We start from the raw sequence: 23,694 nt of genomic DNA, 5'->3' as shown, positions 1-23,694 counted from the left end.
TTCCTGAACGTCACCCCCGAGCTCGTCCGCGACGATCCCCGGATCCTGACCTTCGGGCTGGGGCTCGGGGCAGGTGTCGGGTTGGTGATCGGGCTGTACGCCGGCCTGGGCGGCCTGGCCGGCGCGATCAACGTGCTGGCGGACCGGTGGCGTCGTACTGTGCTGGCCGCTGTCGGCTGGGTGGTCGCGTTCGCGTTGATGCAGCCGGTCGTCACGCAGGTGCTGCGCGGCATCCAGGAGGAGCTGCGGATCTGGACCAGACCGCTCAGCGACCTTCTGTACGGCGTCAGCGGTGCTCTCAGTTTCCCTGGGATCGCCGCGGTGGCCGTCGTCGGAATCTGCTGTCAGCTGCTGGCGTCGCGGCGGCGACCCGGTCCGGTCAGGAAGCGGATCGAGCGACTGCCCGACAGGTCACGCAGAATGGTCAGAGTCGCCGTACTGGTCGGTGTTCTGTTCGTGGTCGGCCTGCTCCCACAGGTGATCGGGCCGTTCCTGAGCGAGGTGCTCAACATCGCCGGCATCTTCTTGCTGATGGCACTCGGGTTGAACATCGTGGTCGGTTTCGCCGGGTTGCTCGATCTCGGCTATGTCGCGTTCTTCGCGGTAGGCGCCTACACGACAGCTCTGCTGACCTCCCCGCAATCGAGCGTCGGCGTCGGATGGGTGTTCTGGCTCGCCGTACCCTTCGTGGTTCTCGCGGCCGCCGCGGCCGGCCTCCTGGTCGGTACGCCGGTTCTGCGGATGCGCGGTGACTATCTCGCCATCGTGACGCTGGGTTTCGGCGAGATTGCCCGGCTGCTGTTCTTGTCCGACTGGCTCAAGCCCACCTTCGGTGGGGCGCAGGGCATCATCCAGGTGGGCGACCTTGCTCTCGGGCCGGTCGAAGTCGATACGCCGCAGGCGTTCTTCTACGCGATCTTCGTGTTCGTGTTGCTCGCAGCGTACGCGACGTACGCGCTGCAGGACTCCCGGATCGGCCGGGCGTGGATGGCGATGCGTGAGGACGAGGCGGTCGCGGAGGCGATGGGTGTCGACATCGTTGCCGCGAAGCTGTCGGCGTTCATCGTCGGCGCCGTGCTGGCCGGCTTCGGCGGCGCGCTGTTCGCGACGAAGATCGGATCGGTGTTCCCGCACAGCTTCAACGTGATCGTGTCGATCACGGTCCTGGTGGTGATCATCGTGGGTGGCATGGGCAGCGTCCCCGGCGTGGTCCTCGGCACGCTCGTTCTCGTCGGGCTGCCGGAGCTGCTGCGCGAGTTCGAGGAGTACCGCTTCCTGATCTACGGAGCGCTGCTCGTCTACATGATGCTGCGGCGGCCCGAGGGCTTCGTCCCGAGCAAGCAGCGGGCCGAGGAACTGCACGAGGACGAAGTCGCTCAGGACGCCTGGCTTCGCGCCGAGCCGGACTGAACGGGGAAGCGGCATGGCACTGTTCGAGATTCGCGAACTCAGCAAGGACTTCGGCGGTGTCCGGGCCGTCGACGGGCTCGACCTCGATGTCGAGGACGGTGAGATCCTCTGTGTCATCGGTCCGAACGGCGCCGGAAAGACCACCCTGTTCAACCTCGTCACCGGCATGATCCAGCCGGACCACGGCTCGATCGTCTTCACCGGGCAGAACGTCGTCGGACTGCGTCCCAGCCAGATTCTCGAGCTCGGGGTGGCCCGGACCTTCCAGAATGTCCGGTTGTTCCCGGAGATGAGTGTGTTGGAGAACGTGATGGTGGCCCGGCATTGCCGGACCCGGTCCGGCATGCTCAAGGCGGTGCTGCGGCCGCCGTCGTTCCGGCGGGAGGAGGCCGAGACCCGGCAGCGCGCCGAGCAAGCGCTCGCGTTCTTCGGGAGCCGGCTGGTCGGCTGGCGGTTCGACACGCCGGCGCGCTCGCTGTCGTACGCGAACCGGCGGCGGCTGGAGATCGCCCGCGCACTCGCGTCGGAGCCGAGGCTGCTGCTGCTCGACGAGCCGACCGCGGGCATGAACCCACGGGAGACGACGGAGCTGATCGGGCTGATCCGGCGGATACGAGACGAACTCGGCATCACGATCGCCCTCATCGAACACGACATGCGGCTGGTGAAAGGGGTGTCGGAGCGGGTCCTCGTACTCGACTACGGACAACTGATCGCAGCAGGAGGGTACGACGAAGTGGCGAGCAACGACCGGGTGATCGAGGCCTATCTCGGCCGGAAGGCGAGCGCGACATGACCGATGCCGACCCGCTGCTCAGCCTGCACAGCGTCAGCACCCACTACGGTGCCATTCAGGTCCTGCGGGACGTCGACGTGGAGATCCGCCGCGGCGAGGTGGTCTGCCTGCTGGGCGGCAACGCCAGCGGCAAAACCACACTGCTGAAGACGATTCTCGGCTATGTCGTTCCCACCAGGGGACAGGTGCTGCTGGAGGGCCGGGCGATCACTGGACTGCCGACGCAGCGGCTGGTCGGACTGGGGCTGTCGATGGTTCCGGAGAACCGCCGGTTGTTCAAACGCATGACGGTACGCGAGAACCTCGAGCTCGGCTGCTACCTCAGGCGAGACACGGATGAGGTCGAGCAGGACTACGAGCGGGTCTTCACCCTCTTCCCGCGAGTGCGGCAGCGACTCGGCCAGCGTGCCGGGACGCTCTCCGGTGGCGAGCAACAGATGGTCGCCATGGCACGGGCACTGATGGCACGGCCCAAGGTCCTGCTGATGGACGAGCCCTCGATGGGCCTGGCCCCGGTCCTGGTCGAGCAGAACTTCGAGATCATCCGCGAGATCAACCAGCAGGGCACGACCATCTTCGTTGTCGAACAGAACGCCACCATGGCCCTCTCGATCGCCGACCGCGGCTACGTCCTGCAGACCGGCAGAATCGTCCTGGCCGACTCCGCCGAGCACCTCCTGGCCAACCCCCGCATGCGCCAGGCCTACCTCGGCGAACTGTGACCGGCCGGGCCCGAGGGTGCGCAAGCAGGCCCGGCCGGTCGAATTCGCTGCTACGGGAGCGAGAACTCCTGCGTCTGCGGGTTGAGGTGGCGCAGACGCAACGCACCCGCGGTCGTTCGATCACTGAGCCGGAAGATGTTCAGCCCCTCGGTGATGCTCGACTCGTAGATGAAGTTGTTGTACCAGTACGACGACCAGGCGCCGCCCAGGTCGGATGGGGAGATGGCCGGCGGGTCGGACCAGCCGACGGTGACCGCGTTGGCCGGGTCGGTGAAGTCTGTGACCCAGGTCCCGGCCTGGTAGTGCCCGCCGACCGCGACGTAGCGGCCGCTGCGCAGCGGCACGATGTTGTAGTTGTGGATCGTGCAGTTCTCGCCGATGCCGTCCTGGCCTCGCGGCAGGGTCCACTGACCGAGTTTCCTGCCGAAGGTGCTGTCGTAGAAGAACATGCTCTTGTCGACCGCGGGGTCGCTGGTCTGGCATTCCGGCTCGGCGCCGCCGCCGGGTTCCCATCCCGCGGCGATGACCTTCCCGTCCCAGGTGAAGACGCTGGAGTGCCAGCGGCCGTTCGTCCCGGCCTGGCCGACACCTGGTTCGGTGATGGTGAACAGAAGCACCGGATCCTCGGGGCTGCCGCCCGGATTGCCGTTCGCGCCGATGTCGAAGACGTTGATCGTGTCGGCGCTGGCACAGACCACCTTGTTGACCGAGCCGAGGATCGCTCCGGCATCGTGGCAGCCGGTGCGCACGTCCGTCGCCGGTCCCGCCAGTGGTTCGCGGTGGATCAGCGCCGCCGCGGCCGGATTGTCGACCGGTACGGCGATGACGTCCATGAAGTCACCGACCGGGTCGTCCATAGCCCGGGTGCCGTCGACACAGCCGGCGCTGCTCGAGTTGTTGCTGTAGACAATCAGTCGTCCGTGCGAGACTCCGGCCCCGGTGAGGGTGTGCGAGCCACAGGGAAGTGAGACGGAGGCGACGAGTGCGGGGTCCTCGACGTCGCTGATGTCGAAGACGTGGACGCCTTCCCATCCGGCCGGTACGGTCTGGCCGTCGCAGAGCCGTGGGCCGGGCTTCTTGGAGTTCCACGACCGGACGAGGACGTCGCCTCGGACGTAGATGTCTCCCTGGTCGCCGTTGCACCGCTGGTGCAGGATCTCCTGCGGGTCATCCGGGTCGGCGATGTCGATCACCCGGAAGCCGTCGTAGTTGCCGTGGAACGCCAGCCGACCACGGAAGGCGATGTCGGAGCTGACGTGACGCACGCCGTCCGGCTCCCCCAGGAATGTCGCCGGATGCGGACTGTGCCCCTTGGCATGCATGTTCGGTGTGGCCGGGTTGGTCACATGGTCGGCGACCGCTGTCGCCGGGACAATCAACACGCAGGCGCAGAGGATCGCGCCGACGATGAGGCGAAGGTGCCGTGACATGACTTGACTCCTGTTCGTGGAAAGGGTGTCAGGCACGGACCGAACGGCCGGCCCCGATGGTTCGAGGCCGGCCGATGGCCTTCAGCGGAAGAGAATCTCCTGGGTCTGCGGGTTGTCCCGGCTCAGGGTCGCTGCGCCGGCTACCGCGGGATGGTTGAGGGAGAAGACGTCGAATCCGCGGGTGATGTCGTTGGCGTAGATGAAACCGTTGTGCCAATAGCTCGACCAGGTGTTCGCGGCGATCGGGTCGCCGGCCCGATAGAAGCCGATCTCGACCGGGTCGGCCGGGTCGGTCAGGTCGGCGACCGTCGTGCCGGCCGTGTAGGCGGCCGAGACCAGGATGTCCCGGCTCACCCCGGGCACCAGGTTGAAGTTGTGCATCGTGCAGGTACCGGTCTCGGCGCGTGGCAGCTTGTAGTGTCCGAGCTCCGCTCCGGAGGCGACGTCGTAGATCCACACCGCACCGGTCGTCGGCGGGTCCTGCGCGCGGCATCGGGGGAGCGCGCCGCCGCCTGCCTCGTCCCCGAACACGGCACGTTCACCGTCCCAGGTGAAGGTCGCGGAGTGCCAGGCCCGGACCTCCTCGGTGGTCAGGGTGTGCAGCACCTTCGGCGCCGTACGGTCGCTGATGTCCCAGATCTGTCCGACGCTGAGGCACGCTGCTGCCGCCAGCTCCAGCGGCTTGAGCACGGTGATGTCGTGACAGCCCCGGGTGTCCAGGAGCGAACCCGGCGGCAGCAGGTCGTCGAGCTCGAGCCGCGACGCGTCGAAGGTCGGCACGTCGGTTGTCGGTGGCGTCGCAACCACCTTCGCCTTCTCCGGATTCTTCAGCGCGACATGGATGACGGAGATCTTGCCGTGGTCCTGCTGGCAGTGCGGCCCGATCGATCCCGGTGTCAGGCCGTACGACGACACGTAGACGAACAAGCTGCCCTTGCCGGCCGGCGCGAGCGTGTGCGTGTGCGAGCCACAGTCTGTCCGAACCGATGCGAGGTGCTTGACGTTGGCCGGATCCCTGACGTCGAAGATCCGGACACCTTCCCAGGCGGCCGGGTTCGAGGCTGTGGTGTTGGCACTGTCACAGGTGGGCTTGGTCTGTGGTGTGTCGACCGAGGAGAACAGCAGGCCGTTGTAGATCGACACGTCTCCCTGGCCGCCGTTACACGGGAAGAACGCGACCTGCTGAGCGTTCGCCGGGGCCGAGACGTCGATGATCCGGAAGCCCGTGAAGGTGCCCGCGTAGGCATACCGGCCCTCGAACGCCAAGTCGGACTGGGTCGCGGTGCCGACCTTGGGCAGGTTCTTCCGCAACGTCATGTTGTCGCTGTGCAGATCCGGAGCACCGCCGGTGGGCGGATGGGTGCCGTGCTCCTCCGGATCGTGTGCGCTCGCCGTGACCGGAACGAGCATCAGGCCTGCCACCGTCATTCCGATCGTCAGCAGGCGTGGTCGCCGTCTCATCTCCGAAACTCCTCTCGAGAAATGTGGAGTGGTGCTGTGGCCACTGCCAGTGGGGGCGGACACGACCGCGAAGAGAGAATCGGCCCCCGGAACTGCCGACGACCCGCCCCTGCAGAGGTCGACCCGATGAGCCGACCCAGTAAGGATTCGGCGGTCGGCGGCGGGCGGCCACCCTCCGAGAAAGGTGACTGCAAGGCCTCGTGGATGCGCCGAGCCACGACCTCTACCAACAATTCGTGCCCTCCCCGGACGATGTCGGCGGCTCGGAAATCGGTGCGCCGCGTGAGTCGCGATCTCGCGGTTACGATCGTGGCCCGGCGTCATGGTGTGATGCAGGAGCGCGGTGCCGGTGCGCTTTCTGATGTGGCACGGTGCCGTCCCATTCGTCGAGGGGTGCGCAGTGCCAGGCCCAGTCCGGTCCGCTGCGCTGTGCTTGGTCCGGCAGATCGATGCGGCCGTTGGCCCAGAGGAGGGCCTGCCATGGTGACGTGCGGACTGAGACCCAGGGAAACAGCCGGCGGAGCACGCGTTCGGCGATGTCCGCTGATGGTGTGAACTCACCGCCGAGGCCGCGGATCGCGTCCCAGCCGTGGACGAGGATCTCGTCGCAGCCCATCGCCAGGAAACCGCACGTGTCGGCTCTGCCTGAGTTGTGAAAGGCGCGAGCATCGGGTGGAGCGGCAACGGCCACCTGTGCGAGTGTTGCCGCTGCTGCCTCGAGTACGTCGAGTAGCTCCAGATTGGAGGCGTCGCGGTGTGCGGCGAAATCGAAGTGGAGGCGACGCGGGCTTCGAACGGCTAGGTGGGCCGCATACCAACCGACGGCATCGATCACGTGTGTGACGGTTCCGCGGATGTCCCATGACAGTTCGCCCGCCTGGACCGTCCAGTCCAGGTCGACAGTGGGACCGAGTGCGTCGCGACAGGCGGACGCGCTCTGCCGGAGGTCGTCGGGCGTCACGGTCATGACGGTCATGGCAACCGGGCGCCGACCACGATGGCCACCGCAACGCGGTCGTGTCGATCGGGTGCGATGAGGTGCCGCATCAGGTGGACGACTTCTGGGGAGAAGAGGGGGTACAGGGCGCAGTCGTCGATGCCGAGGGGATCTCGGTGCAGTACTTCGATGTCGGTGAAGCCAGCCTGTGAGAGTTTGTGGACGAAGTCGTTCTCGGCCAGCGCGCCGGCGATGCATCCGGCCCAGGCGGCCGGCTGGGTCAGGATCTCGGCAGGCAGGTCGTCCTGTTCCACGGTCAGGTCCGAGACGCACAGTCGTCCGCCTGGGCGCAGTACCCGGGAACACTCGGCCATCACGCGACCTTTGCGGGCGGACAGGTTGATCACGCCGTTCGAGATGACGAGGTCCACGCTGTCGTCGGGCAGTGGGATGCTCTCCATCTCGCCCTCGAGCGGTTCCACGTTTTCGAGCCCGGCCTCGCGGACGGCGGCCGTCGTACGTCTGAGCATCTCGGGCAGGAAGTCGAGTGCGATGACGCGTCCGGTCGGGCCGGTGCGCTGGGCGGCGAGGATTGTGTCGATGCCGGCGCCGCAGCCGATGTCGAGGATCGTGTCGCCGGGCCGGATGCCGGCGAAGCGAAGGTGGTTCGCCACGCCCAGTGCTCGGTCGACCGCGGACTGAGGTACGCCGGACAGTTCCTCCGGCGTGTAGAGCTTGTGAGCGACGGCAGCGGTTGTCGGCGGGACGTTGCGGTAGGCGCCGCGCACGAGCGCTTTCACCTCGGCGGCGTACATCAGGTCGCGGCTCATCGATCCATCTCCTCGAGCGTCTGGTTGAGCCGCCGCTGTACCTCGGCCGGGATGTCAGCAGGCACCGGCCCGGCGAGCAGGCGACGCAACTCCTGCGCGAACTCCATCTCGCCGCAGCATCGCCGGCACCGGGACAGGTGCTCCTCGACGAGGGCACGATCCGCCTGGTCGACGGTGCCGTCGAGGTACTCCCAGAGCTGCCTGACGGCATCGTGGCAGCTGATCATGACGTGCCTTCCTTCAGCAACCCGGTCTCCTCGGCGTACTCCCAGAGCTCCTTCTCGAACAGCTTCCGCCCCCGGTGCAGTCGTGCCAGCACCGTTCCGAGCGGCACGTCGAGGCGCCGGGCGAGCTCCTTGGCCAGGAAGCCCTCCATGTGCACGAGCACCAGTGGGATCCGGTAGAGCGGTGGCAGCCGCATGAGTACGGCGTGGACGTCCTCCGGCCCGAACTCGCCGAGGAAGTCGAGATGGAGTGAGTCGGAGTACGGGAAGGGGTCCTCGTAGGCGATCTTGCGGTACAGCGAGAACCTCTCGACGTCGTCGAAGTCGATGGCCTGGGGCCGGCGGGCACAGGCGCGGCCGACGTCGTGGCAGCTGTTCACCAGGATGGTGGTCAGCCAGGCCGGCCCGGATTCGGCCGACTTGAGCTGGTCGTAGCGCTGGAAGCCTTTCAGCAGGCAGTCCTGTACGGCGTCCTCGGCGTCGTCCCCGACCAGCCGGCGGGCGATCGAGTAGAGCCGGGGGAGCTGCGAACTCGCGAGGTCGCGGAAGCTCTCTCGCTGATCGGTTCGGGAGTCTTCCACGGTCTTCCCCGGCCTGACGTCTAGCAGGTCCACATCTTGGAGACGCCGGTGCGAGCTGCTTTATTGCATCTCGCCGTACCTGCAATACGGCGAGCGTCTCGCCCCGTCCAAACATTCACAAGGGGGAAGGAGCGGGGATGACAGCGGTGGATCTGGTCGCACTCGAGACCAAGGTCAAGGAGACGTACCGCCTGGTGGCCGAGCAGCCGTACGGCACGTACCACTTCGAGATGGGGCGGTCGCTCGCCGAGCGGCTCGGGTACGACGGCGACCTGCTGGACCGGGTGCCGAGGGGTGCCGTGGACTCGTTCGCCGGGGTCGGGTACGTGTTCGGCCTGGCGCAGCTTGCCGACGGTGAGCGGGTGATCGATCTGGGGAGCGGCTCGGGCATGGACGCCTGCTACGCCGCCCAGTTGGTCGGTCCGCATGGACGGGTCGTCGGGGTGGACTTCACCCCGCAGCAACTCGACCGTGCGCGCGGCCTCGCCGCCGAGGCCGGGCTGGGCCGGGTCGAGTTCCGGGAGGGGCGGATCGAGAGCATTCCGGCCGACGCGGGGACGTTCGACTGTGGCATCTCGAACGGGGTGATCAACCTGTCCGCGGACAAGGCCCGGGTGTTCGCCGAGGCGGCCCGGGTACTGCGGCCGGGCGGGCGGCTGGCGATCGCCGACATCGTCACCGAACGGCCGCTGAAGGACTCCATCGTCCGCGACGCCGACCTGTGGGCCGCGTGCATCGGCGGCGCCGCCCAGCAGGACGAGTTCGTGTCGGCGGTCGAATCCGCCGGCCTCACCGTCACAGCCATGTGGCGCAACCCCTACGAGTTCATCTCGCGGCGAGCCCGCGACGCCAGCGCCACCTACGGCGTCAAGAGCATCTCCGTGCTAGCGGTGAAGACCAGCGGCTGAGTCGCGACCCGAGTCGCTCGTCAGCCCGTCCAGTTCGGAAGGGACAACCATGTCAACCACAACGCACCGCCCATCGACCAGCGCGGAACCCGCCGCACTGCGTGCCGGCTCGGCTCTGATGGCACTCGCCGCGCTCGCTTTCATCGGGTACGCGGTGATCTTCTTCGTCCGCAACTTCACCGGTGCCTTTCTCGAGCTCGGCATCGGACCCGAGCAGGTCGACGTCCGACGGGACGAGATCCGTGCCTTCAGCAACGACCTCTACCATTATGTGTCCCACCTTCACATCGCCGTCGCAGGCTTCATCGCCGCCACGGGACTGGCGACTGCGGCGCTTGCGTGGTTCGGCGTACGGCGTGGTCTGCTCTGGGCCTACGTGACAGCGGTGGCGGCACCTGTCCTCGGCCTGGCGGTAGCGCTGCCTGCGCACTACCCGTGGGGCCTCGACACCATCGGGCATCTCGGTCTGATCTACCTCGCCACGGCGATCTTCGTCATCGGCGCCGCGGTGGCGCTCAAGCCGCTGCTGGCCGCACACCGCGGACAGGGCGGCGAGGGAACCTGACCACGACCATCGACACCGACCGCCGGGACACTGCCGTCGAGCAACTCTTCCAGGCCACGATCGGTGCCGTTGAGCTGCTCCATGTGTACGTCGGTGACGGTCTCGGCCTCTACAGCGCACTGACTGCTGCCCGAAGCTGCGGCGGCCGACCGGGCGAGCTTCGAGAACCGCGACGCCGGCAGTCCAGCGCTGGTCGGACGGTACGACCTGGTGACATTCTTCGAGACCGGGTACGACATGGCCGACCGGGTGGCGTCGCTGCGAGCGGCTCGTGCCCTGCTCGCGCCGGGCGGTGCTGATCAGGCATCTCGACGCGATAAGTGACTCGTGGGTAATATTCGGGTATGGTAAGCCAGGTGTTGGGGATGTGGGAGAAGTTGCGAGCGGTCCCGGGCGGGGAGCGGGTGTTCTCCCGCGGGTTCACCTGGAAGGCGCCGTACTTCCGGTCGATCCGGCCGCGGTTCGTGCAGGTGAGCCCGAACTACGCGGCGCTGGTGCTGCCGAAGCGGCGGGCCGTGCAGAACCACATCGGGACGGTGCATGCGATTGCCGTCTGCAACGGTCTGGAAGCGGCCATGGGAGCGTTGGCCGAGGCGACCGTTCCCGCCGGCAAGCGCTGGCTGCCGAAGGGCATGGAGGTCGCCTACCTGGCCAGGTCGACCACCGACCTGACCTGCTCCGCCGAGACCGACCCCGAGTCCTGGACGGCCGGCCCCGACGTGCCGGTCCGCGTCAAGGCCACGCGGGACGACGGCACGGTGGTGGTCGAAGGCACGATCCACCTGTGGGTGACCGACCGGAAGTAGCTCGGGCCGCCTGGCGGCGTCCACCGGGGGTATCGGTGTCGCCCGGGTGATCGGCGACGACGTAGGGTCTGCGGCGTGAGTGACGCGTTGCGGTTCGTGGATGTCACCGAGGATCAGCTGGACGCGGTGATCCGGGTGCGGGCGCGCTCCTTCGGCGGGTTGGCGGCCGGCGATCGGGAGCAGTGGCTCGAGGACGCCCGGGTGTTCATAGGCGACGGGCGGTACGTCGGGGTCGCCGCCGGGGACGAGGTGGTCGCGGCCGCCCGCTTCTGGGACTTCGAGCAGTGGTGGTCCGGTCGCCGGGTGCCGATGGCCGGGGTCGCGGGTGTCGTCGTGTCGCCGGAGTACCGCGGCCGTGGGGTGGGCAGCACGCTGATGCGCGGGCTGCTGCAACGGGCTGTGGACAAGGGTTTCCCGCTGTCCGGGCTGTATCCGGCGACCACGGTGATCTACCGGCACCTCGGCTACGAGTTCGGTGGCGGCCGATACCGGTTCTCGTTCCCGGCGGCCGACCTGCGGGCGCTGGGTGGCAAGGAGGTCGCCGTACGGCGTGCCGGGCCGGCGGACGCGGAGCGGTTCCTGGAACTCGTCGGCCAGCTGCACGAACGGCGCCGTACCAACGGTCCGCTGATCTGGCCGGTCAAGCAGGTCACCGGGTGGCTCGCGGACGAGGACAACTTCGCGTATCTCGCCGACGACGGTTTCGTCGTCTACAACTGGTCCGGCTCCGACCTGTGTGTGGACGAGCTCGTGGCCGGCTCCGAGGCGACCGCTCGCGCACTGTGGGCGACTGTCGGCTCAGGCTCGTCCATCGCGAGCACTGTGCAGGCCTACATCTCGCCGGACGACCCGGTGCATCTCCTGGTCGAGCACGAGGCCTACAAGGACGTGCAGCACCAGCGCTGGATGGTGCGACTGCTCGAGGCTCCTGCGGCGATCGCCGCCCGCGGCTTCGCGCCGGACGCAACCGTGGAGGCCGACCTGCGGATCGACGACCCGGAGATACCAGCCAACAGCGGAGACTGGCACCTGTCAGTGGCCGGCGGTTCCGGCCGGCTCACCCGGACCCAGGCCTCCGGTGACGTGCTGCGGCTCGGCCCCCGTGGCCTCGCGGCGCTCTATGCCGGTACGCCGCTGGCCACGCTCCGTGCGTCCGGCCTCGCCTCGGGCGGAGCCGCGGCGGACCTGGACACGGTCTTCGCGGGCGCCACGCCGTACATGCTCGACTACTTCTGATCGCGGTGCCGATAGGGTTGTCGAACAAACGTTCGGAGGTGGTCCATGCGGGTGCTCGGCGTCGACCCGGGGCTGACCCGGTGCGGCCTCGGCATCGTCGAGGGCACACCCGGTAGGCCGCCGGCGCTGGTCGCCGTCGGCGTGATCCGGACGCCGGCCGACCTGGACGTGGCCAAGCGGCTGGTCCGGATCGAGGCCGGGCTGGAGGAGTGGATCACCGAGCACCGGCCGGACGCGGTCGCGGTCGAGCGGGTGTTCGCGCAGCACAACGTGCGGACGGTGATGGGTACGGCGCAGGCGTCCGGGGTCGCGATGGTGGTCGCGGCCCGGCGTGGCCTGCCGGTCGCGCTGCACACCCCGAGCGAAGTGAAGGCCGCGGTCACCGGCTCCGGCCGGGCGGGCAAGGAGCAGGTCACCGCGATGGTGACCCGGATCCTCAGGCTGGCCGAGCGGCCGACGCCCGCCGACGCGGCGGACGCGCTGGCGCTGGCGATCTGCCAGGTCTGGCGCGGTGGGACGACGTCCCGCCTGCAGGAGGCGGCCGGCACCCGGTCGAACCTCGAGGCGTTGGCGCAGGCCCAGTCCCGCCTGCAGGTGGCGCGGCTCCGTGCGGCGGTGGCCGCCCAGGAGAGCAAGAGATGAGGAAGCGCGTGCCGGGAGGTTGGCGATGATCGCGTTCGTGCGCGGGCCGGTGGCGGCCATCGGTGTGGACAGTGCCGTGATCGAGGTCGGGGGAGTGGGCCTCCTGGTGTACTGCGACCCCGGCACGCTGGCGGGGTTGCGGCCGGGGCAGGAGGCCCGGGTCGCGACGTCGATGGTGGTGCGCGAGGACTCGCTGACGCTGTACGGCTTCGCGGACGACGACGCGAAGAGCCTGTTCGAGCTGCTGCAGACCGCTTCCGGCGTCGGGCCGAAGCTGGCGCAGGCCGCGCTCGCGGTGCTCAGCCCGGACCAGTTGCGGCAGGCGGTCGCCACCGAGGATCTCGCCGTACTGGTGAAGGTGCCGGGGATCGGGAAGAAGGGTGCGCAGCGGATCGTGCTGGAGCTGAAGGACAAGATCGGCGCGCCCTCGAAGACGGTGACCGGCCGGCCGCTGCAGTCGCAGGAGGCCTGGCGGGACCAGGTGCACGCCGGTCTGGTCGGGCTCGGCTGGTCCGCCCGGGACGCGGAGGACGCGGTCACCGCGGTCTCGCCGCTCGCCGCCGACAGTCCGGACCCGTCCGTCCCCGACCTGCTCCGCGCCGCGCTGCGCGTGCTCTCGAAGGCGTAACCGATGGAGGACAACGTCAGGCCGCTGGTGTCCGCGGACGCCGTGGATCTCGAGGAACGCAAGATCGAGTCCGCGCTCCGCCCGCGCACCCTGGCCGAGTTCGGCGGACAGCGCCGGGTCAGCGAGCAGCTCGAACTGGTCCTGCACGCGGCGCGCGGGCGCAACCGGGCTCCGGACCACGTGCTGCTGTCCGGTCCGCCCGGCCTGGGCAAGACCACGCTGGCGATGATCATCGCCAGCGAGCTGGCGGCGCCGCTGCGGATCACCAGCGGTCCGGCGATCCAGCACGCCGGCGACCTGGCCGCGATCCTGTCCGGGCTGAGCGAGGGGGAGGTGCTGTTCCTCGACGAGATCCACCGGATGTCCCGGCCCGCCGAGGAACTGCTGTACATGGCGATGGAGGACTTCCGGGTCGACGTGATCGTCGGCAAGGGACCGGGCGCCACCGCGATCCCGCTGGAGATCCCGCCGTTCACGCTGGTCGGCGCGACCACCCGGGCGGGCCTGCTGCCGGGGCCGCTGCGGGACCGGTTCGGGTTCACCGGGCACCTGGAGTTCTACGAGGCCGCCGAGCTGGAGAAGATCGTCAACCGGTCGGCCGCGCTGCTCGAGGTCGACATCACCCCCGAGGGCGCGGCCGAGATCGCCTCCCGGTCCCGCGGCACGCCGCGGATCGCGAACCGGCTGCTGCGCCGGGTCCGCGACTACGCCGAGGTGCGGGCCGACGGGATCATCACGCTCGCGCTGTCGAAGGCGGCGCTGGAGCTGTACGAGGTGGACAAGATGGGCCTGGACCGGCTGGACCGTTCCGTCCTGGACGCGCTGTGCCGCCGTTTCGGCGGCGGTCCGGTCGGACTTTCCACCTTGGCGGTTGCGGTCGGCGAGGAACGTGAGACCGTGGAGGAAGTGGCCGAACCGTTTCTGGTCCGGTCGGGCTATCTGGCTCGTACGCCGCGCGGTCGCGTCGCCACGCCCGCGGCCTGGCGGCACATCGGGCTGAAGGTCCCGAAGGGCGCCACGTTCGCGGACACGCTCTTCGACACAGAGTGAATACGGCACCGGGTGGTCGCTCGAGTAACTCAAACGTGACCCGGTGTCATGAGGTGATTGTTGCCACCCAGGGTTAGACTCCCCGGTGGCCTGACCTCAGGTCGTTCCGCTGTGACCTGCACGCCTCTGCAGAGCGTGCCGGATGCCCCGTACTCCCGACGACGAAGGATTCTGAGTCCCGATGCAACTGATCGCCGTACCGATGGCCTCTTCCGGGGGCGGCTCCGGCTTCACGCTGCTGCTGCCGCTGATCCTGATCGTCGGGATGATCTGGTTCATGAGCCGCACCCAGCGCAAGCAGCGCCAGCGGCAGGCCGAGACGGTCGCCTCCCTCACTCCCGGCACGAAGGTGATCACCACCAGCGGCTTGGTCGGGATCGTCGAGGAGACCGACGACGACTACGTAACGCTGGAGATCTCCGAGGGCGTCCTGGTGCAGGTGGTCAAGGCCGCGATCGGCCGGGTGCTCCCGGACGAGGACGCCGCCGAGACCCCGGCCGCCGACGACAAGGCCGAGGACACGACCGACGCCGCCGAGGAACCGGTCGAGGTCGACGAGCCCGCCAAGGACCCGGTCGACGTACCGGACGCGGGTCGCGACAAGGCCGCGGAGAAGGCGGACGGCAAGGCGCAGGACAGCACCAAGCTGCCGCCGACGCACACCGAGAACTGACGTACCGTCCTAACGGCCTGCGGCGCGCCGACCGGCGTCCATCAGACGATGCGGCGCGCCCAGAAGCACAAAGGTTGAATCTGACGTGGCAACGACGACGACATCCCGCCCCGGGCGGCTACTGATCGTCTTGGGGGTCATCGTGGTCCTGCTGTTCGGGATCATGGGGCTGACCAAGACCTGGGAGCCCAAGCTCGGTCTGGACCTGCGCGGTGGCACCACCATCACGCTGACCGCCAACTCGTTGGCCGGTGGCGGTTCGGTGACCGCCGACCAGCTGAACGAGGCGAAGAACATCATCTCCCAGCGGGTCAACGGTGCGGGTGTCGCGGAGGCCGACATCACCACCTCCGGTTCGAACCACATCAACGTGGCCGTGCCGGGTGCCACCCAGGACGCCTTGGTGAAGCAGGTCGGCCAGACCGCCCTGCTGTACTTCCGGATCGTCTACGACGCCCAGGCCGCGGCGCCGCCGGCGACCCCGTCCCCGACGCCGAGCGGGACGCCGACCGGCAAGCCGAGTACGACGCCGAAGCCGAGCACCACCGTCAAGCCCAGCACGACGGTCAAGCCCAGCACGACCCCGACGGCCACGCCGAACGGGCGGGCCTGGAGCAGCGTCCTCGGCAACGCCGACCCGACGCCGCCCCCCACGCCCACGCCCACGCCGACCGTCAAGCCGAGCACCCCGGCCGCGACCCCGTCGACGCCGGCCGCTTCGACCGACCCGCTGCAGTACGTCCCGGACGCGGCCACGCAGACCGCGTTCGCGGCGTTCAAGTGCGGCGACAAGCAGACCGACGACCCGAACAAGCCGCTGTTCTCCTGCGACCGCAACGGCCAGTACCGGTACCTGCTCGGTCCGGCGATCATGAAGGGCACCGACCTGGCCGACGCCAGCGCCGGGATCCCGCAGGGCGGCTTCCAGTGGCAGGTGAACCTGAAGTTCACCGGCGAGGGCGGCGACAAGTTCCTCAAGGCCACGCAGAACATCTCCGCCCGCGGCCAGGGCCAGAACCTGTTCGCGATCGTGCTGGACGGCGAGACCATCTCCACGCCGAGCGTCGAGAGCCCGATCCCGGGCGGCCAGGCGCAGATCACCGGTACCTTCACCGAGTCCGAGGCGCGCGACCTGGCGAACGTGCTGAAGTACGGTGCCCTGCCGGTGTCGTTCGACATCTCGTCGGTCGAGACGGTGTCGCCGCAGCTCGGTGGCGACCAGCTGTCCGCGGGCATCTGGGCCGGTATCGCCGGCCTCGCGCTGGTCGTGCTGTTCTCGTTCCTGTACTACCGCGGTCTGGGCCTGGTCGTCGTTTTCTCGCTGGCGGCGGCCGCCGTCCTGACGTACGCCTCGGTCGTGCTGCTCGGCAAGGCGATCGGGTTCACCCTGACGCTCGCCGGTATCGCCGGTCTGATCGTGGCCATCGGTATCACCGCGGACTCGTTCGTCGTCTACTTCGAACGACTCCGCGACGAGGTCCGCGAGGGGCGCAGCCTGCGGTCGTCGGTGGAGACCGGGTGGGCCCGGGCCAAGCACACGATCATCGCGGCCGACTCGATCTCGCTGCTGGCCGCGATCGTGCTGTACATCCTGGCGATCGGCAGCGTCCGGGGCTTCGCGTTCACCCTCGGCCTGACCACGTTGATCGACCTGGTCGTGGTGTTCATCTTCACCAAGCCGCTCGTCACGCTGCTCGCACGGACCGACTTCTTCGGTCACGGCCACAAGCTGTCCGGCCTGGATCCGGAGCATCTCGGGGTGGAACGGCTACCGGGGCAGATGAAGCCGTCCGCGCGGCCGGCCAAGCCGTCCGCGACGAAGCCGGTGGGAGGGCAGGTCTGATGTCGAAGCTCGGGCAGCTGGGTGCGAAGCTGCACAGCGGCGAGGTTTCGTACGACTTCATCGGCAAGCGCAAGTTCTGGTTCGTTGTGTCCCTGGTGCTGATCGCGGTCTCCCTGATCGGGTTGTTCACCCGTGGACTCTCGCTTGGCATCGAGTTCAAGGGCGGCGTCGAGTACCAGACGAACGTCAAGGTCACCGACAGCACCGTGCAGGACTTCGGCGACGCGGTGAAGGCGACCAACGCCCAGGACCTCGGCGACCCGATCGTCACCACCGTCGGCGCCGACAAGGTGCGGGTGCAGACGAAGCCGCTGAGCCAGGACGACATCACCAAGGTCCGGGCGGCGATCGCCCAGGAGGCCGGCGTGCCGGTCGACCAGGTGACGTCGCAGCAGATCGGCGCGTCCTGGGGCCAGCAGATCGCGAACAAGGCGATCCTCGCGCTGGTGGTGTTCCTCGGCCTGGTGTTCCTGGTCATCTGGGCGTACTTCCGCGAACCCAAGGCCTCGATGGCCGCCATCATCGCGCTGGTCCATGACGTGACCATCACGGTCGGCGTGTACGCACTGGTCGGTTTCGACGTCACCCCCGCCACGGTGATCGGCGTCCTGACCATCCTGGGGTACTCGCTGTACGACACGGTCGTGGTGTTCGACAAGGTGCGGGAGAACACCCGGGGGATCACCGGGTCCAACCGGTTCACCTACTCCGACGCGACCAACCTCGCCGTCAACCAGACCGTCGTACGGTCGATCAACACCACGCTGATCGCGTTGCTGCCGGTCGGATCGATCCTTGCCGTCGGCACGTTCGTGCTGGGCACAGGGCCGCTGAAGGACCTGTCGCTGGCGCTGTTCGTCGGGATCGCGATCGGGGCCTACTCCTCGGTGTTCATCGCGCCGGCGCTGCTGGCGGTGTTCAAGGAGCGCGAGCCGGGCATGCAGGCGCTGAACCGGCGGGTCACCGCGAAGCGGGCCCAGACCGCGGCGTCCTCGGCTCCGGCCGGTGCCACGCCGGTCGCTGTCGGAGCCGGCGCGGGCGGCGGTACCGCCACGAAGGCAGCGCCGCGCAAGCAGGACCGGCCCACGGGTACGGCGCCGACGCCGGCGGCCCGCCCGATGAAGGCGAGCGGAGCGGGACGGCCGCAGCCGTCGCGCAAGCCGCGATCAAAGCGCGGTAAGTGATGCGCTCGCTCGAGCAGGTGCTGAAGGACGGGATCCGCGACGTCCCGGACTACCCGCAGCCGGGGGTGGTGTTCAAGGACATCACCCCGCTGCTGGCCGACCACAGCGGGTTCGCCCAGGTGGTCGAGGCGCTGGCCGCGTCCGGCAAGGACGACGACGGCACCCCGGCGGTCGACAAGGTGGTCGGGATCGAGGCGCGCGGGTTCATCCTGGCCGCCCCGGTCGCGCTCGCCCTCGGCGCGGGGTTCGTGCCGGTCCGGAAGCAGGGGAAGCTGCCGGCGGCGACGTACGCGGAGTCGTACGCGCTGGAGTACGGCGAGGCGACCATCGAGGTGCACCAGGACGCGTTCGCGCCGGGGGACAGGGTGCTCGTGATCGACGACGTCCTCGCCACCGGCGGCACCGTGGAGGCCTGCCTCCGCCTCATCCGCCGCTGCGAGGCCGAGGTCACCGCGACCGCGGTCCTCCTGGAGCTGTCCTTCCTGCCCGGCCGGGACCGCCTCGCCGGCGAGAACGTCAGCGCCCTCGTCACGGTCTGAGCCTGGCTGCATCGGGATAACTCGCCGCGATCGGAGCCTGACTCGGCGTGTTGTCCACAGGGCGTTTCAACCTCGTTGGTTGCTTCCCCCTAGACTGGTGCTCTGTCGGCGGAGGGACACAGACGTGGGCGAAGACCCGGCGATGACGTCAGCGGTGCCGAACGTGGTACCGCAGGAGCCCCCGCGCGCCCCGGCGCGTCCGGCTCCGTCACCGCCGGCTGCCGTCCAACCGCCCCGGATCGCGCCGGCCCGGGTCCGCGCCCGGCTCGCCCGCCTGGGCGGCACCCGGCACCCGAACCGGGCGCCTATGCTCGAGCCGCTGTTCAGGGTCGTCCGGGCCACCCACCCGAAGGCCGACCTCGGCCTGATCGAGCGCGCCTACCGGACGGCGGAGAAGTACCACACCGGCCAGTTGCGCAAGAGCGGTGACGCCTACATCACCCACCCGCTCGCCGTCGCCACGATCCTGGCCGAGCTCGGCATGACCGCACCGACCCTGTGCGCCGCGCTGCTCCACGACACCGTCGAGGACACGCCGTACACGGTCGAGGACCTGACCCGCGACTTCGGCGAAGAGATCGCCATGCTGGTCGACGGCGTCACCAAGCTGGACAAGGTCAAGTACGGCGAGTCCGCGCAGGCCGAGACGATCCGCAAGATGGTCGTCGCGATGGCCAAGGACATCCGGGTGCTGGTGATCAAGCTGGCCGATCGGCTGCACAACATGCGCACGCTCGGATTCCTGCGGCAGGAGAAGCAGGAGCGGATCGCCCGCGAGACGCTGGAGATCTACGCCCCGCTGGCCCACCGGCTCGGTATGAACACGATCAAGTGGGAGCTCGAGGACCTGTCGTTCTCGACCCTGCACCCGAAGGTGTACGACGAGATCGTCCGGCTGGTCGCCGAGCGGGCGCCGTCGCGGGACGAGTACCTCGCGTCCGTGATCGACCAGGTGCACGAGGACCTGCGCGCCGCCAAGGTCAAGGCCACCGTCACCGGCCGGCCGAAGCACTACTACTCGATCTACCAGAAGATGATCGTCCGCGGCCGCGAGTTCGGCGACATCTACGACCTGGTCGGCATCCGCGTGCTGGTCGAGTCGGTCCGGGACTGTTACGCGGCGCTCGGCATCCTGCACGCGCGCTGGAACCCGGTGCCCGGCCGGTTCAAGGACTACATCGCGATGCCGAAGTTCAACATGTACCAGTCGCTGCACACCACTGTGATCGGTCCGCAGGGCAAGCCGGTGGAGCTGCAGATCCGGTCGTTCGCGATGCACCGCCGGGCGGAGTACGGCATCGCCGCGCACTGGAAGTACAAGGAGGACCCGAGCTCGGCGGCGCCCGAGGCGGCCGGTCCGCCCAGCACCGAGATCGGCGGCCCGAACGAGATGCCGTGGGTCCGGCAGCTGGTCGACTGGCAGCGGGAGACCTCCGATCCGTCGGAGTTCCTGGACTCGCTGCGGTTCGAGATCAACAACTCCGAGGTCTACGTCTTCACCCCGCGCGGCGACGTGATGTCGCTGCCGGCCGGGTCGTCGCCGGTCGACTTCGCCTACGCGATCCACACCGAGGTCGGGCACCGCTGCATTGGTGCCCGGGTGAACGGCCGGCTCGTGCCGCTGGAGAGCACCCTCGAGAACGGTGACGTCGTCGAGGTGTTCACCTCGAAGGCGCAGGGCGCGGGTCCGTCGCGCGACTGGCTGTCGTTCGTCAAGAGCCCCCGCGCGCGGAACAAGATCAAGCACTGGTTCTCCAAGGAGCGCCGCGACGAGGCGATCGAGCACGGCAAGGACGCGATCGCCAAGCAGCTCCGCAAGGAGGGCCTGCCGCTGCAGCGTCTGCTGTCGCACGAGACTCTCACCGCGGTCGCGAACTCACTGCGCTACCCGGACGTGACCGGTCTGTACGCCGCGGTCGGCGAGAGCCATGTGAGCGCCCAGGCCGTCGTCCGGCGCCTGATCGAGACGTACGGCGGTGAGGAGGGCGCGGCCGAGGACCTGGCCGAGGGCCTGCGCCTGCCGGCGTCGAAGGAGCGGCGCAAGCGGGCCGCGCGCGGCGACGCCGGTGTCATCGTCAAGGGCGCGACGGACGTGCTGTCGAAGCTCGCCCGGTGCTGTACGCCGGTGCCCGGCGACGAGATCATCGGCTGGATCACCAGGGGTGCGGGTGTGTCCGTGCACAGGGCCGACTGTGCGAACGTCGAGAACCTGCAGACCCAGCCCGAGCGGATCGTCGAGGTCGAGTGGGCCCCGACGGCGCAGTCGGTCTTCCTGGTGGCGATTCAGGTCGAGGCACTGGACCGGGCCCGCCTGCTCTCGGACATCACCCGAGTTCTCTCCGACTACCACGTCAACATCCTCTCGGCAGCGCTCACCACGACCCGGGACCGCATCGCCAAGTCCCGCTTCACCTTCGAGATGGGCGACCCCACCCACCTGGGCCACGTCCTCAAGGCGGTGCGCTCGGTCGAGGGCGTCTTCGACGTCTACCGCGTCACCCAGTAGAGGGCAGGTGGGCGTTCAGAGCCTCACGCAGCACGAGGCTGAGGAGCGGTCGAGGCTGCTAGCGGTCGACCGCTACGAGATCGACGTGGATCTGACCGGACTGGCCAGTGGCTCGCGGGTTCGTTGTGTGTCGCGGATCAGCTTCGCCTGCCGGCAGCCCGGGGCGGACAGCTTCGTCGACTGTGCGGCGGACGTGCAGAGCGCGACACTCAACGGAGCGCGGCTCCCGGCGGCCGTGGACGGCCGGATCGCACTGGCCGGTCTGGCCGAGCGCAACGAACTCATCGTGGTTTCCACACAGGTGACGGACGCCGACCGGCAGGGCGTGCACAGGGCGGTGGATCCGGCTGACGACCGGGTGTACGCCTACACGGACTTCACTCCGGACTACGCCCGGTTCGTCTGGGCCTGTTTCGATCAGCCGGACCTCAAGGCGCCGTACGCGTTCACGGTGACGGCTCCCCCCGACTGGCTGGTGTTGAGCAACAGCGGTGATCCTCGGATCGAGGAGGCCGGCTCCGCGCGGAGATGGACCTTCCCGCCGACCCCACCGCTGGCGTCGTACAACACGGTGATCAACGCCGGGCCGTACTACGAGATCCGCCGGGAGGGGGCGGGGCATGATCTCGGGCTGTTCGCCCGCCAGTCACTGGCGCCGGTCCTCGACCGCGACGCGGACGAGCTGTTCACGTTGACGACCCAGGGGCTGGAGTTCTTCTCCGACCGGTTCGGGATGGCGTTCCCGCAGCGCAAGTACGACCAGGTCTTCACGCCGGAGTTCCCCGGCGCGATGGAGAACTTCGGCTGCGTCACCTGGATGGACTGGTTCCTGCGCAGAAGTACGCCGACCAGGGCCGAGTGGGACATCTTCGCCCGCTACCTCCTGCACGAGCTCGCGCACATGTGGTTCGGGAACATCGTCACCATGCGGTGGTGGGACGACCTCTGGCTGAACGAGGCGTTCGCCGAGTTCGCCAGCAACTGGGCCGCGGTCCGGGCGACGTCGTACACCGACGCCTGGGCGGCGCACCTGGCCGGCGAGAAGCTCAAGGCGTACTTCGTCGACCAGGGCCCGACCACGCATCCGATTCGCCAGGCGGTGCGGGACGTCGCCGAGGCCGAGGCGACGTTCGACGCGATCACCTATCCCAAGGGCGCGTCGGTGCTGCAGCAGCTGATGACGTACATCGGCGAAGCAGAATTCTCAACCGGGTTGACCGACTACTTCGCCAAGCATGCCTGGGGCAACACGACCTTGCAGGACCTGATCGATGCCCTTGCCGGAGCGAGCGGACGCGACCTGGACGCGTGGCGGGAAGGCTGGCTGGAAACGGCGGGCACCGATCGGATCACCCTCGAACGCGACGCCACCGGCCCCGTCCTGGTGGCGAAGGGCCCGAACGGACCGGCGAGACCCCAGATCCTTGCCGTGGGCGCGTATCGGAGCCACGACGACCGCCTCGAGCGTGTGGCTGTGGAGTACGTCGAACTGACCGGTGGACGAACCATGCTGGAGCTGCCTCCCGCCGACCTGTACCTGGTCAACGACGAGGACCTGACCTTCGCCTCGACGAGGCCTGATGCCGTGACGAGGGACGGGTTCGTCGGCAACGCGGCCGGCCTGCCCACTCCGATCTCCAGAGGCGTCGCGGTGGCCACGGCGTGGGACATGCTCATCAACGGCGAGGCGACAGCGGCGGAGGTCGTGCGGTGCCTGACCGGCGTACTCGCCGTCGAGACCTCCGCGTCGGTGATCGAGCCGTACCTGAACCTGGCTGTCGAGGCCGCTGACCTGTGGAGCCCTGACTCCGAGCGGGACCTGCTCTTGCGGGCAGTGGCGGCGACCTGCCGTCGTCTCGCGGGCGATCCGGCGTACTGGAAGGCGGCGCTGCGTGGCTTCGCACGTACTGCGGCGGACCTCGAGCAGGTCGCTTGGCTGCAGGCTGAGTCGGGAGAGGACGTCGATCTTCACTGGCGGGCTTTGGTCCGCAAGGCTCAGCTCGGCGGCCCGACCGGCGAGGAGGCTCGGCTCCTCCTTGACCGGGACCCGGATCCCGAAGCGTGGGTCAGCAGGCTCCGAGTCCGCGCGGCGACTCCGGATCCCGCGGAGAAGGAGGCCGTCTGGGACACGTTGGTGCGGGAGCGAGCTGTGCCGATCGCTTCGGTGCACTCGGTCGCGTCGGTCTTCTGGAGCGCCGGGCAGGAGGGACTGCTGGAACCCTACGCGGAGGCCTATCTCGATCTCGTGCCGACCTTCCACCGCGGCGGAGTAATGCCGGCGACAACCTTCACGAGAAGCCTTTTCCCGTTCTTCGGCGCCGACCGGACGTTCGTCGAACGGGCGGAACGCCTGGCGCTGGAGTCCGTTCCCGTCGTCCGCACGAACCTCCTCGACCGCGCCGACCGGATGAGCCGGATGCTGCGCGCACGCGCACTCACCAGCGTCGAGGCAGCCGAGGATGCTGGCAGAGAAACGCACCAACAGCCAATTCCAGGGCCGGGTACGACCCCCACAGGTCTGTCCGCCGAACCGGGATGATGTGCCAGCCAAGTCCTTCGAGCTCGGTACGCCGGCTCTCGTCACGCCGCTCGGCTCCGCGCCCCGAGTGCCAAAGGTCGCTGTCGTACTCGAGCCCGAGCCTCCGCCCGTCAACCGGCCGCCCCGGGTAGCCCACATCCAGCCGGTACGAGCTGCGCGCCCCGCAACCCGGATCTGCAGCTCA

At 68.8% G+C, this 23,694-nt stretch carries 22 protein-coding genes; 16 read left to right on the top strand and 6 right to left on the bottom strand.

Annotation, left to right across the window (positions count from 1 at the left end):
* The 3 genes from E1218_RS13575 to E1218_RS13565 all read left to right on the top strand — a co-directional run.
* Positions 1–1,410 (top strand): branched-chain amino acid ABC transporter permease (locus E1218_RS13575; RefSeq protein WP_132319915.1); only part of this gene is annotated, 1,410 nt, incomplete at its 5' end.
* A gap of 13 nt (positions 1,411–1,423) precedes the next feature.
* Positions 1,424–2,206: an ABC transporter ATP-binding protein gene (locus E1218_RS13570; RefSeq protein WP_132319913.1), complete on the top strand. Its 783-nt coding sequence runs from the start codon at positions 1,424–1,426 to the stop codon at positions 2,204–2,206.
* Complete coding sequence (locus E1218_RS13565; RefSeq protein WP_132319911.1) at positions 2,203–2,928, top strand: ABC transporter ATP-binding protein; 726 nt, start codon at positions 2,203–2,205, stop codon at positions 2,926–2,928. The genes E1218_RS13570 and E1218_RS13565 overlap by 4 nt, the downstream gene beginning before the upstream one ends.
* 50 nt (positions 2,929–2,978) lie before the next feature.
* On the opposite strand, the gene E1218_RS13560 is transcribed toward E1218_RS13565, so the two are convergent.
* The 6 genes from E1218_RS13560 to E1218_RS13535 all read right to left on the bottom strand — a co-directional run bounded on the left by E1218_RS13560 (position 2,979) and on the right by E1218_RS13535 (position 8,391).
* Positions 2,979–4,358 (bottom strand): LVIVD repeat-containing protein, encoded by a 1,380-nt coding sequence (locus E1218_RS13560; protein ID WP_132319909.1) that lies wholly within the window; start codon positions 4,356–4,358, stop codon positions 2,979–2,981.
* An 81-nt stretch (positions 4,359–4,439) separates the two neighbouring features.
* A complete protein-coding gene (locus E1218_RS13555; protein WP_165949258.1) occupies positions 4,440–5,819 on the bottom strand; it encodes an LVIVD repeat-containing protein in 1,380 nt (459 codons plus the stop codon).
* Between the two features lie 301 nt (positions 5,820–6,120).
* Positions 6,121–6,654: a hypothetical protein gene (locus E1218_RS13550; RefSeq protein ID WP_202865983.1), complete on the bottom strand. Its 534-nt coding sequence runs from the start codon at positions 6,652–6,654 to the stop codon at positions 6,121–6,123.
* A 137-nt stretch (positions 6,655–6,791) separates the two neighbouring features.
* Complete coding sequence (locus E1218_RS13545) at positions 6,792–7,586, bottom strand: methyltransferase domain-containing protein (protein ID WP_132319905.1); 795 nt, start codon at positions 7,584–7,586, stop codon at positions 6,792–6,794.
* Positions 7,583–7,813 (bottom strand): anti-sigma factor family protein, encoded by a 231-nt coding sequence (locus tag E1218_RS13540; RefSeq protein ID WP_132319903.1) that lies wholly within the window; start codon positions 7,811–7,813, stop codon positions 7,583–7,585. The genes E1218_RS13545 and E1218_RS13540 overlap by 4 nt, the downstream gene beginning before the upstream one ends.
* The gene (locus E1218_RS13535; protein ID WP_132319901.1) at positions 7,810–8,391 is read right to left on the bottom strand and encodes an RNA polymerase sigma factor; all 582 of its coding nucleotides are present in this window, start codon (positions 8,389–8,391) and stop codon (positions 7,810–7,812) included. Before E1218_RS13535 ends, E1218_RS13540 begins: the two co-directional genes overlap by 4 nt.
* A 137-nt stretch (positions 8,392–8,528) precedes the next feature.
* On the opposite strand from E1218_RS13535, the gene E1218_RS13530 reads away from it, so the two are divergent.
* The 13 genes from E1218_RS13530 to pepN all read left to right on the top strand — a co-directional run bounded on the left by E1218_RS13530 (position 8,529) and on the right by pepN (position 23,510).
* A complete protein-coding gene (locus E1218_RS13530; protein WP_132319899.1) occupies positions 8,529–9,299 on the top strand; it encodes a methyltransferase domain-containing protein in 771 nt (256 codons plus the stop codon).
* Positions 9,300–9,348: 49 nt separating this feature from the next.
* On the top strand, positions 9,349–9,864 hold the full coding sequence (locus E1218_RS13525; RefSeq protein WP_132319897.1) for a hypothetical protein: 516 nt from the start codon (positions 9,349–9,351) through the stop codon (positions 9,862–9,864).
* Between the two features lie 344 nt (positions 9,865–10,208).
* Positions 10,209–10,670 (top strand): hotdog fold domain-containing protein, encoded by a 462-nt coding sequence (locus tag E1218_RS13515; protein ID WP_132319895.1) that lies wholly within the window; start codon positions 10,209–10,211, stop codon positions 10,668–10,670.
* 75 nt (positions 10,671–10,745) lie between these two features.
* Complete coding sequence (locus E1218_RS13510; RefSeq protein ID WP_132319893.1) at positions 10,746–11,906, top strand: GNAT family N-acetyltransferase; 1,161 nt, start codon at positions 10,746–10,748, stop codon at positions 11,904–11,906.
* Positions 11,907–11,951: 45 nt separating this feature from the next.
* Complete coding sequence (gene ruvC, locus E1218_RS13505) at positions 11,952–12,548, top strand: crossover junction endodeoxyribonuclease RuvC (protein ID WP_132319891.1); 597 nt, start codon at positions 11,952–11,954, stop codon at positions 12,546–12,548.
* A gap of 25 nt (positions 12,549–12,573) precedes the next feature.
* Complete coding sequence (gene ruvA / locus E1218_RS13500; RefSeq protein WP_132319889.1) at positions 12,574–13,176, top strand: Holliday junction branch migration protein RuvA; 603 nt, start codon at positions 12,574–12,576, stop codon at positions 13,174–13,176.
* 3 nt (positions 13,177–13,179) lie between these two features.
* Positions 13,180–14,226, top strand: coding sequence for a Holliday junction branch migration DNA helicase RuvB (gene ruvB / locus E1218_RS13495; RefSeq protein ID WP_132319887.1), 1,047 nt, complete (start codon positions 13,180–13,182; stop codon positions 14,224–14,226).
* A gap of 181 nt (positions 14,227–14,407) precedes the next feature.
* Positions 14,408–14,899 (top strand): preprotein translocase subunit YajC, encoded by a 492-nt coding sequence (gene yajC / locus E1218_RS13490; RefSeq protein WP_132319885.1) that lies wholly within the window; start codon positions 14,408–14,410, stop codon positions 14,897–14,899.
* An 85-nt stretch (positions 14,900–14,984) separates the two neighbouring features.
* Positions 14,985–16,742 (top strand): protein translocase subunit SecD, encoded by a 1,758-nt coding sequence (gene secD / locus E1218_RS13485; RefSeq protein ID WP_132319883.1) that lies wholly within the window; start codon positions 14,985–14,987, stop codon positions 16,740–16,742.
* Entirely contained in the window at positions 16,742–17,926 is a 1,185-nt protein-coding gene (gene secF, locus E1218_RS13480) for a protein translocase subunit SecF (RefSeq protein ID WP_132319881.1), read from the top strand. The genes secD and secF overlap by 1 nt, the downstream gene beginning before the upstream one ends.
* On the top strand, positions 17,926–18,465 hold the full coding sequence (locus E1218_RS13475; RefSeq protein WP_132319879.1) for an adenine phosphoribosyltransferase: 540 nt from the start codon (positions 17,926–17,928) through the stop codon (positions 18,463–18,465). Before secF ends, E1218_RS13475 begins: the two co-directional genes overlap by 1 nt.
* Before the next feature lie 307 nt (positions 18,466–18,772).
* Positions 18,773–20,971 (top strand): RelA/SpoT family protein, encoded by a 2,199-nt coding sequence (locus E1218_RS13470; protein ID WP_132319921.1) that lies wholly within the window; start codon positions 18,773–18,775, stop codon positions 20,969–20,971.
* Between the two features lie 7 nt (positions 20,972–20,978).
* A complete protein-coding gene (gene pepN, locus E1218_RS13465) occupies positions 20,979–23,510 on the top strand; it encodes an aminopeptidase N (RefSeq protein WP_132319877.1) in 2,532 nt (843 codons plus the stop codon).
* The last annotated feature ends 184 nt before the right edge of the window (positions 23,511–23,694 follow it).

Origin of the sequence: Kribbella turkmenica (genome assembly GCF_004348725.1) — a bacterium.
GTDB lineage: Bacteria > Actinomycetota > Actinomycetes > Propionibacteriales > Kribbellaceae > Kribbella > Kribbella turkmenica.
This window is presented reverse-complemented; position numbering and strand designations above follow the sequence as displayed.